This is a genomic window from Nocardia sp. NPDC004722 (assembly GCF_053601505.1).
Map to the genome: position 1 here is coordinate 1 of NZ_JBSGBY010000342.1, position 9,060 is coordinate 9,060.

Consider the following 9,060-nt stretch of genomic DNA (forward strand, 5'->3'; position numbering starts at 1 on the left):
CGCGCCGCGGCCGACGACCGTGCCGCCGATCAGCAACGCGCCGGGGGCGACACCGGCACCCGGATGGACCAGCGATTCGCCACGCTGTCCCGGCAGGGCCGGCGAGGGTGCGATGCCGCGGACCAGATCCGCCGAGCCGCGCACGAAGTCCTCCGGGGTGCCCATGTCACGCCAGTACGAGGTGTCCACGTGGCCCTGGATGTGCGCGCCCTCGGCGAGCAGCGACGGGAAGGTCTCCCGCTCGACCGAGACCGGGCGGCCCGCCGGGATCTTCTCGATGTACTCGCGCCGGAAGACGTAGCAGCCCGCGTTGATCTGGTCGGTCGGCGGATCCTGGGTCTTCTCCAGGAACGCGGTGACCCGGCCGTTGGCGTCGGTCGGCACGCAGCCGAAGGCACGCGGATCGCTCACCCGCACCAGGTGCAGGGTCACGTCCGCGCCGGACTCGTGGTGGGTGTCGAGCACGCCGCCCAGATCGGTGCCGCCGAGCACGTCACCGTTGAACACCATGACGGTGTCGGCGCGCAGCTTGGGCAGCACGTTGCGGATGCCGCCGCCGGTGCCGAGCGGTTCGGTCTCGGTGACGTATTCGAGTTCGAGGCCCAGTTCGGAGCCGTCGCCGAAGTGCTCTTCGAACACCTCGGCCTTGTACGAGGTGCCCAGCACCACGTGCTTGATGCCCGCATCGGCGATGCGGGCCATCAGATGCTGCAGGAACGGCAGCCCCGCCGTCGGCAGCATCGGCTTGGGGGCGGACAAGGTCAACGGACGCAGTCGAGTGCCCTGGCCCCCGACCAGGATCACCGCATCCGTTGTCGCGGCGGTACTACCGCTGTTCGCCATTTTCTCCCCTGTTGTGAGGTTGTCAGGAATGCGCGTCAGCGATATTAAACGGCCGCGTTTTAAACGGTGCCGTTTCGATCGCGTTCGCGCAGTGCGGATCGAACCGCAAGCCTGCAACGAATCGCAAGTCCAGCCTTGAGCGCGACCCGGAGCGGAGCCTGCCACCAGTGCGGATGCCGGTCGGCCTGGAAACGGTAGGCGCTGGCGTGATGCGCCGGAAGCATGGTTTCCGGGTGACGACCCGCGGCGTGCCCCTTGGCGTGCGTGACCTCAGCCGATGGCACGAACACATTGTGCCAGCCCGCCCGGCCCATCCGGTCACCGAAGTCGACATCCTCCATGTACATGAAGTAGCGGGAGTCGAATCCGTCGATGGAATCGAAGGCGGCGCGGCGCACCAGCAGGCAGGAGCCCGACAGCCAGCCCACCGAACGCTCCGACGGCGCGGCATTGTCCTGCCGGTAGCGCTGCGTCCACGGGTTGCCCGGCCAGATGCTGCCCAGGATGGCGTGGCCCGCGCCGTCGGCGATGCCCGGCACCGAGCGCGCGGACGGGTAGGTGCTGCCGTCCGGCTCGAGCACCATCGGGCCCACCGCTCCGGCGCGCGGCCAGCGGCGCGCCGCGGCCAGCAGTTCGTCGATGGAGTCGGTGCCCCAGCGGATGTCCGGGTTGGCGATGACGATGAATTCGATGTCCGGGTCGATCTCGGCGACCGCGCGGTTGATGGCACCGCCGTAGCCGATATTGCCGCCGGTGCGCAGCAGCCGCACATGGGCGTTGGCTTCGGCCGCCATTTCCGGGGTGCCGTCGACCGAGCCGTTGTCGGCCAGGATGACCTGCGGCTTCTCACCGGTTGCGGTGGCCAGCGTGCTGATGAAGTGTTCCAGGTGCTCGCCGGGCGAGTAGGTCACCGTGACGACTGCCAACTGCGGTTTTTTCGCCGCGGCGGGGGGCTGTCCGACAGAATCCGAGGGGCTCACGGGGGCCCAGGATAGTCGGAGATGGCGGCCAGTGCGTCGTTCAGTGCCAGCTTCCAGTGCCGCAGCGGCGACAAGCCCGCGGCGGCCCACGAATTGCCCGAAAGGACCGAATATGCCGGGCGCGGAGCGGGTCTGGGGAAATCCTCGGTGCCACAGGGCAGTACGCGCTCCGGGTCCGCGCCGAGGCCGCTGAACACTGCCTGGGCGAGATCGAACCAGGTGGCTTGACCGGCATTGGTGGCGTGCAGGATTCGCGGGGCGACCGGGGTGGCGGCCAGTTCCAGCAGACCCGCCGCCAGATCGGGGGCGTAGGTGGGCGAGCCGAGCTGGTCGTTCACGACGGTGAGGGTGTCGCGTTCGCGTTCCAGGCGGCGCATGGTGGCGACGAAATCAGTGCCCTGCCCGGTGTAGACCCAGGCGGTGCGGACGATGTGCGCGGTGGGCGCGAACTCCGCAACGGCTTGTTCCCCAGCGAGTTTCGAGCGGCCGTAGACGGTGGCGGGGCCGGTCGGATCGTCCGGTTCGTACGGGTGGGCGCCGGTCCCGGGGAAGACGTAGTCGGTGGAGACGTGGATGAGGCGGGCGGATTTCTCGGTGCAGACCTGGGCCAGCACGCCGGGGCCGGTGGCGTTCACGGCGTAGGCGGCGGCCTCGTCGGTTTCCGCCTTGTCCACAGCGGTATACGCCGCGCAGTTGATCAGGATGTCGCCCTCGCCCACCACCTTGCGCACCGCGTCGGGATCGCAGATGTCGAGATCGGTGTGGGCAAGGCCACGCGCGTGCGGCGCGAGGGTCTGCAGCGCCCGCCCCAACTGCCCGCGCGCGCCCGTTATCAGCAGCCTGGTGCCAGTCACGGCAGTCAGTTTCCCACGCACCCCCACGACTCACCGGATCCGCCGATACTGCAACATTTTGGTTACCGCTACTAGCCTGCATATCGGGGGATTCCCACGCTTTCGAAAGGACCATCCGGTTGCCAGAGAGTTCCTGGGCATCCATGCCATTCGCATCGCGCCGCCGCGTGGCCACGCCGGGCCGCGTGCTGACCGCGGTGGTCGCGGCGCTGGTGCTGGTGGTGACCGGGCTGGGGTGGCACAGCGTGGATCAGCTGGTGTCGAGCATCGAGCGGATCGGGAATCTGGGCCTGGGCGGCGACAATGCCGACGGCGCGACCGACATCCTGATGGTCGGCATCGACTCCCGCACCGACGCGCACGGAAATCCGCTCACCGCGGACGAATTGGCCATGCTGCACGCGGGGGACGACGGCGAGGGCGGGCTCAATACCGACACCATCGTGCTCATCCGGGTGCCCAACGACGGCAGTTCGGCGACGGCCATCTCCATCCCCCGCGACTCGTATGTGGATATTCCGGGCATCGGCATGGGGAAGATCAACTCCGCGTACGGCGTGACCAAGGCCCTCTCGCAGCAGAAGCTGGTCGATCAGGGTGTCGCGCCCGCCGAGGCGGACCGCCGCTCGACCCAGGCCGGGCGGCAGGCGCTGGTCAAGACGGTGGCCAACCTCACCGGGATCACGGTCGACCATTACGCCGAGGTCGGGCTGCTGGGCTTCGTGCTGCTCACCGACGCGGTGGGCGGGGTGGACGTGTGCTTGAACAACGCGGTGGACGAACCGCTTTCGGGTGCGGACTTCCCGGCCGGACCGCAGAAGCTCAATGGCGCAGAGGCTTTGAGCTTCGTGCGGCAGCGGCACGACCTGCCGCGCGGGGACCTGGACCGGATCGTGCGCCAGCAGGTGTACATGGCGCAGCTGGTGCATCAGGTGCTCAGCGCCAAGATGCTCACCAGCCCGTCGCGGCTGCAGGAACTCAGCAACGCGGTGGGCCGCACGGTGGTGCTCGACGACGGCTGGGACGTGCTGGGCTTCCTGCATCAGCTCCAGGACCTCTCCGGCGGGCAGGTGAAGTTCGCGACCATCCCGGTCAAGGATCTCAACGGCTGGACCGACAACGGTGAATCCGTGGTGCGGGTGGATCCGCCCGCGGTGCAGAAGTTCGTCGCCAAGACGGTGGGCGGGGACGACGAGGGTGACGGCGGCATCGACCCCTCCACCATCTCCGTCGACGTCTACAACGCGTCCGGCACCGGCGGGCTGGCCGGGCAGGCGGCACAGGCCCTGGCCGCCAAGGGATTCCGGACCGGGACGGTGGACAACTGGATCGGCGGGCCGATCCAGAGCAGCCGGGTGCTGGCCGGGTCGGGCGGGGACCCGAAGGCGCGCGCGGTGGCGGCGGCGCTGGGCGGGCTGCCGGTGATCGGCGAGACGGGACTTCCGGCGGGCACCATTCGCGTGGTGCTGGCGAGTGACTACGCTGGTCCGGGTTCGGCGACCGGCAGTGGCGGCATCGACTTCTCCGGAGGGAGTACGACCGCGACGCCGGTGCCTCCCGCTCCACCCATCGATGCCGGCACGAACGGACCGAAATGCGTGAACTGAACGAGACCCTCACCGAAGCGGTACTCGACCCCATCCTCGCCCGCGACCCCGCGGGCCCGCGCATCACCTTCTACGACGACGCCACCGGCGCGCGCATCGAACTGTCCGCGCTGACGCTGGCCAACTGGGCGGCCAAGACCGCCAATATGATTCGCGACGAGTTCGGGCTGAGCGCGGGAGCGCGCGTCGCCGTGCTGCTGCCCGCGCACTGGCAGACCGCTGCCGTGCTGCTGGGCTGCTGGTGGGCCGGGACCGAGGTGGTGCTGCACGCCGACCCGGACGCGGAACTGGCGCTGGTGACCGCGGACCGCATCGACGAGGCCGAGCCGATCGCCGAGGTGGCGGCGCTGTCGCTGGATCCGATGGGCATGCCGGTCAAGAACCTGCCGATCGGCGTCACCGACTACGCGACCTCGGTGCGCGTGCACGGCGACCAGTTCCGGCCCGGCGGCATCGGGTGCGCGCTGGACGGCGCGTCGGTGTCGGAAGTCCTCGAGCAGGCCCGGAAATCGGCGGCGCGGCAAGGGTTCACCGGCGAGGACCGAGTGCTCTCGACCGGTTCGTGGGACACCCCGGCCGAGCTGATCGACGGGTTCGTCGCGGTGCTGGCGGCGGGCGCGTCGCTGGTGCAGGTCGCCAACCAGGACCCGGCCACGCGGGAGCGACGCATCGAATCCGAAAGGGTCACCACCGAGCGTCGGTGAGAAGAGGTTTCGGGGCGACCCGGAGAGTCCGTGAAAGGGGTTTCAGGGGAAGCCCCTGAGAGTCCGAGAGTTGGTTTCTCCTACCCCGGTAGGAGCGCCGTTTCCCTCCGCGGGATGTTTTTCGCCGCCAACGGTTTCCGTACCGTGGAATCATCCGATGACGAGGGAGTCCCGTGATGATGAGTCCACGGTATTGGGCCCGCTGGGTGGTCGAACAGGGCGGCGCGCGCTACGCGCTACGGCTACAGGCTCGCCGCGATCCGTTCGCGCGGTTGATCACCACCCAGGCGGCGTTGCGGGATCCGTACCCGAGCATCGAGGAGATCCGTTCCCTGGGTCGGCTGTCGCCGAAGTCGTACTGGACGGTCACCACAGATTACGAGTTCACCCGGGCCATCCTGCGCGACAACCGCTTCGGCAGCTTCGGCCCCGACGGCATCGACATGCCCAAGTGGCTGCGCAACCGTCTGAAGTCGGTGCAGACGCCGCCGAACCCGGTGGAGCCGCCGTCCATGCTCATGGTCGATCCGCCCGAGCACACGCGGTTGCGCAAGTCGGTGTCGGCCGCCTTCACACCGCGCGCCATCGGGCGGCTGCGGGACCGGATCGAATCGGTGACCGCCGAGCTGCTCGACGCGCTGCCGCCGGGCGGTTCGGCCGATCTGATCGCGGGTTTCGCCCAGCAGGTGCCGATCGCGATCATCGCCGAGATGCTGGGTTTCCCCCAGGAGAAGCGGGACGAGTTCCTGGCCTGGGGTGACGCGGGCAGCCCGCTGCTGGATATCGGCATCTCGTGGCGCACCTGGCGCGACGCGTATCTCGCCATGGGGGTGATGGACGGCTACCTCGACGATCACCTGGCGCGGTTGCGGCGCGAGCCCGGCGAGGACATTCTCAGCAGCCTGGTCACCGCGGGCGATCTGGACGACCGGGAGCTGAAGGCCACCGCGAGCCTGCTGATGGGCGCGGGTTTCGAGACGACGGTCAATCTGATCGGCAACGGCGTCGTCCAATTGCTTTCGCACCCAGAGCAATTGGCGAAGCTGAAGGAGGACCCGGACCTGTGGGGGCAGGCCGTGGACGAGATCCTGCGCTTCGACCCGCCGGTCACCATGACCGCGCGACTCGCCCTGTGCGACACCGAGGTCGGCGAGCACGCGGTCCCCGCGGGCACGGTGGTGGTGATGTCGCTGGCGGGGGCCAATCGCGATCCCGCCAAGTTCGAGGACCCCAACCGCTTCGACATCACCCGGTCGAATGCCCGTGAGCACCTGACGTTTTCGAGCGGCATCCACACCTGCCTGGGCGCGAGCCTGGCCCGGATGGAGGGCGTGTACGCGCTGCGCTCGCTGTTCGACAACTTCCCCGATCTGGCGCTGGACGGGCCGCCGAGGCGGCGTCCGCTCTACACCCTGCACGGGTACGCGCACATGCCCGCCCGGCTGGGCCACCGCGCCACGGTGCCCGCTCAGTAGAAGCCGACGACGTCGTCTCCCCAAATGGTGTTGCGGTCCCGGTCCGGGTCGTCGACGACCCGGTCCACGGTGTCGATGACCAGGGTCCGCCGGGTCGCGGCGCTGTAGGGCGGCCAGTGCTTGGACCCGTCGATGGCGGCGGGCACGCCGTAGCCCGCGAAGGCCAGCCAGCGGCGCATCATCCGCCCCGAGACCTCCTGCGCCGCTTTCCGCCCGCCCAGCCAGAAGGTGGGGTCGTAGTCGAAGGAGCCGAAATTGCCGAAGACATAAGGCAATTCGGTGGCGTGCCCCGCGCCGACGCGGGCCGCCTTGAGCATCGGGGTGGCGTGGTCGAAGCGGTACATCCAGGTCGGCGAGTGCGCCGAGTGCGCGTCGGCGACCCAGTGCGAGGGCATGCGGAAGGCGGCGTCGGTGGACATGGTGAGCGCGCCGCGCGGGGTGCTGGCCTCATAGGCGGAGGCGATCTCGGCGATCCGCTCCGGCGACAGGCCCGGATGGTCGGCGGCGACCCCGCGCAGCATGGCGTTCACCGCGTCGGGGGTGACGGGCATGATGGGCGAGCGGAACAGCCGAAACAGCGACGCCTCGTCCCGGTTGGTGCCGATGAGCAGCGGCACCCGATGCGAACGGCCCTGCTGGAAGCGCTCACTCGGGTACGTGGGCAGCAGATTGCCGTCCACCACGGGCGCGGCGGCCAGGCGGCCGGGTTCGCGCAGCGGCACCTCGTCGAGCAGGGTGCCCGCCGCGGTGATGATGCGTTCCATCGGCATGGTCAGCAGTTCGGTGGCCCGGTCGGCCGTGAGGTCGAGCAGTTCGAGGTAGCGCTTGGCCACCACGGCGGCGCGTTCGGGCCCGAAAACCGTGGTGGCGGGCGGGGATTGGGCGATGGCCCGGTGGAACAGGCCCGCCGACAGCGGTGAGGTGAGCAGCGCGGTCACGCAGCCCGCGCCGGAGGATTCGCCGAAGACGGTGACATTGCCCGGATCGCCGCCGAAGGCCGCGATATTGTCACGCACCCAGCGCAGCGCGGCGATCTGGTCGTGCAGGCCCAGATTCGGGGTGAATTCGTCGCCGAGCGAGGACAGGTCCAGGAAGCCGAGCGCGCCGAGCCGGTAGTTGACGGTGACCACGATCACGTCGCCGGTCTCGGCCAGGCGTTTGCCGTCGTAGATGGCCTGGGCGGCGGTCCCCAGGCAGAACGCGCCGCCGTGCAGCCAGACCAGCACCGGGCGGTGGTCGTCCTTGGGCTCGACGGGGGCCCAGACATTGAGCCAGAGGCAGTCCTCGCCCATGCGCAGGCTGCCGTCGACGGGGACGAAACCGGGCGATTGGGGTGCGACGTCGCCGAAGTCGACGCAGGGGCGGATCCCGGTCCAGGGTTGCGGGGGTTGGGGCAGGCGGAAGCGGTTGGGCCCGGCCGTGGTGGCGGCGTAGGGGATGCCGCGCCAGACGGCGATCTTGCCCTCGCGCGAACCCGAAATCTCACCGCTGGTCGTGCGCACCAATGGCGCGCCCGCGTCTTCCGACAGTGTGTCGAAGATCTGTGTGCTCACCAGCCACCTCCTCGTACCCCGTAAATCGAGCGTACCGAGTCGTTCCGACACGTCTATTAGGCTGTCGGCGTGCCGAGTTACTCGTATCGCTGCCGGGAGTGCGGGGATACCTTCGAAATGAATCGTCCGATGGCCGAGTCGTCGGCGCCCGCGGCGTGCCCGGTGGGGCATGACGACACGGTCAAGCTGCTGACGACCTTCGGGACCGTCGGCCGGGCCGGATCGTCGCCCGTGGCCGCGCCCGCCGCCCCGTCGGGCGGCGGTTGCTGCGGTGGCGGCTGCTGCGGCTAGTCCGCCTTCTTGTCCGCGTGGCCCAGCGACCTGTCGGGGGCCACGCGGTCCCTGACGCGCTGCTTGAGCACCGCGATATCGGGAAAACCGCCGTCGGCCTTGCGTTCCCAGATCTGTTCGCCGTCGACGGTGATGCGGAAGACCCCGCCCTCGCCGGGGATCAGGGCCACCTCGGAAAGGTCCGTGGCGAAGGTGGAGAGCAACTCCTGCGCCATCCAGCTCGCGCGCAGCAGCCAGCGACATTGGGTGCAGTATTCGATCGCGACGCGGGCCATGCCCGCGACCCTACCGCCGACCGCGAATCACCTGCGTGGCAGCTGCCGCCATCTCCCGAACCGCAACTGGCAGAACGATTTTCACATCACGATTCGGGGCTGCGGGCGCGGCTCGGATCTGTCGGTGCCTTCCGATACAACTTTGCTCAACCGAGGAAGGGGGAAGGATGACCACCGCTTGGACCGCCGATCACATCGGCTCGCTCGCACCGGACGCCGCGTCGCTGACCGCCGCGCGCAAGCTGCGTAGCAAGTGGAGCGGCACGGGGATTCACGACACCGCACTGTGGGGGCTGTGTCAGGGCAGCGGCAGCAGGCCGTATCAGACCATCGTGGATCTGTCGGGGCCCGCGTACAAATGCACCTGCCCGAGCCGCAAGTTCCCGTGCAAGCACGCGCTGTCGCTGTTGTTGTCGTGGAGCGCGGGCGAGGTCGCGCCGGCCGATCAGGTCGCGGATTTCGCGGCGGATTGGCTGGG

General features: G+C 69.3%; 10 protein-coding genes. 5 read left to right on the forward strand and 5 right to left on the reverse strand.

Annotated elements, in window-relative coordinates; genetic code table 11:
- From ACWELQ_RS28365 to rfbD, 3 genes are all read right to left on the reverse strand, one after another.
- Nucleotides 1–843: nucleotidyltransferase family protein (locus ACWELQ_RS28365; protein ID WP_452400092.1), on the reverse strand; the 843-nt coding region annotated here is incomplete at its 3' end.
- Between the two features lie 59 nt (nucleotides 844–902).
- Complete coding sequence (locus tag ACWELQ_RS28370; RefSeq protein ID WP_452400093.1) at nucleotides 903–1,769, reverse strand: glycosyltransferase family 2 protein; 867 nt, start codon at nucleotides 1,767–1,769, stop codon at nucleotides 903–905.
- Nucleotides 1,770–1,819: 50 nt separating this feature from the next.
- Entirely contained in the window at nucleotides 1,820–2,677 is an 858-nt protein-coding gene (gene rfbD, locus ACWELQ_RS28375) for a dTDP-4-dehydrorhamnose reductase (protein WP_452400094.1), read from the reverse strand.
- A 143-nt stretch (nucleotides 2,678–2,820) separates the two neighbouring features.
- On the opposite strand from rfbD, the gene ACWELQ_RS28380 reads away from it, so the two are divergent.
- From ACWELQ_RS28380 to ACWELQ_RS28390, 3 genes are all read left to right on the forward strand, one after another.
- Complete coding sequence (locus ACWELQ_RS28380) at nucleotides 2,821–4,284, forward strand: LCP family protein (protein WP_452400095.1); 1,464 nt, start codon at nucleotides 2,821–2,823, stop codon at nucleotides 4,282–4,284.
- The gene (locus ACWELQ_RS28385) at nucleotides 4,272–4,988 is read left to right on the forward strand and encodes a TIGR03089 family protein (RefSeq protein ID WP_452400096.1); all 717 of its coding nucleotides are present in this window, start codon (nucleotides 4,272–4,274) and stop codon (nucleotides 4,986–4,988) included. Before ACWELQ_RS28380 ends, ACWELQ_RS28385 begins: the two co-directional genes overlap by 13 nt.
- A gap of 179 nt (nucleotides 4,989–5,167) precedes the next feature.
- Nucleotides 5,168–6,463, forward strand: coding sequence for a cytochrome P450 (locus ACWELQ_RS28390; protein ID WP_452400101.1), 1,296 nt, complete (start codon nucleotides 5,168–5,170; stop codon nucleotides 6,461–6,463).
- On the opposite strand, the gene ACWELQ_RS28395 is transcribed toward ACWELQ_RS28390, so the two are convergent.
- Nucleotides 6,457–8,016 (reverse strand): carboxylesterase/lipase family protein, encoded by a 1,560-nt coding sequence (locus tag ACWELQ_RS28395; protein ID WP_452400097.1) that lies wholly within the window; start codon nucleotides 8,014–8,016, stop codon nucleotides 6,457–6,459. The two genes, ACWELQ_RS28390 and ACWELQ_RS28395, sit on opposite strands and share 7 nt — an antisense overlap.
- A 69-nt stretch (nucleotides 8,017–8,085) precedes the next feature.
- On the opposite strand from ACWELQ_RS28395, the gene ACWELQ_RS28400 reads away from it, so the two are divergent.
- The gene (locus ACWELQ_RS28400) at nucleotides 8,086–8,307 is read left to right on the forward strand and encodes an FmdB family zinc ribbon protein (protein ID WP_452400098.1); all 222 of its coding nucleotides are present in this window, start codon (nucleotides 8,086–8,088) and stop codon (nucleotides 8,305–8,307) included.
- Here the strand turns inward: ACWELQ_RS28400 and ACWELQ_RS28405 are convergent.
- Nucleotides 8,304–8,582: a SelT/SelW/SelH family protein gene (locus ACWELQ_RS28405; RefSeq protein WP_452400099.1), complete on the reverse strand. Its 279-nt coding sequence runs from the start codon at nucleotides 8,580–8,582 to the stop codon at nucleotides 8,304–8,306. The two genes, ACWELQ_RS28400 and ACWELQ_RS28405, sit on opposite strands and share 4 nt — an antisense overlap.
- A 167-nt stretch (nucleotides 8,583–8,749) precedes the next feature.
- Between ACWELQ_RS28405 and ACWELQ_RS28410 the strand changes: the two genes are divergently transcribed.
- On the forward strand, nucleotides 8,750–9,060 hold a 311-nt coding region (locus ACWELQ_RS28410), incomplete at its 3' end, for an SWIM zinc finger family protein (RefSeq protein ID WP_452400100.1).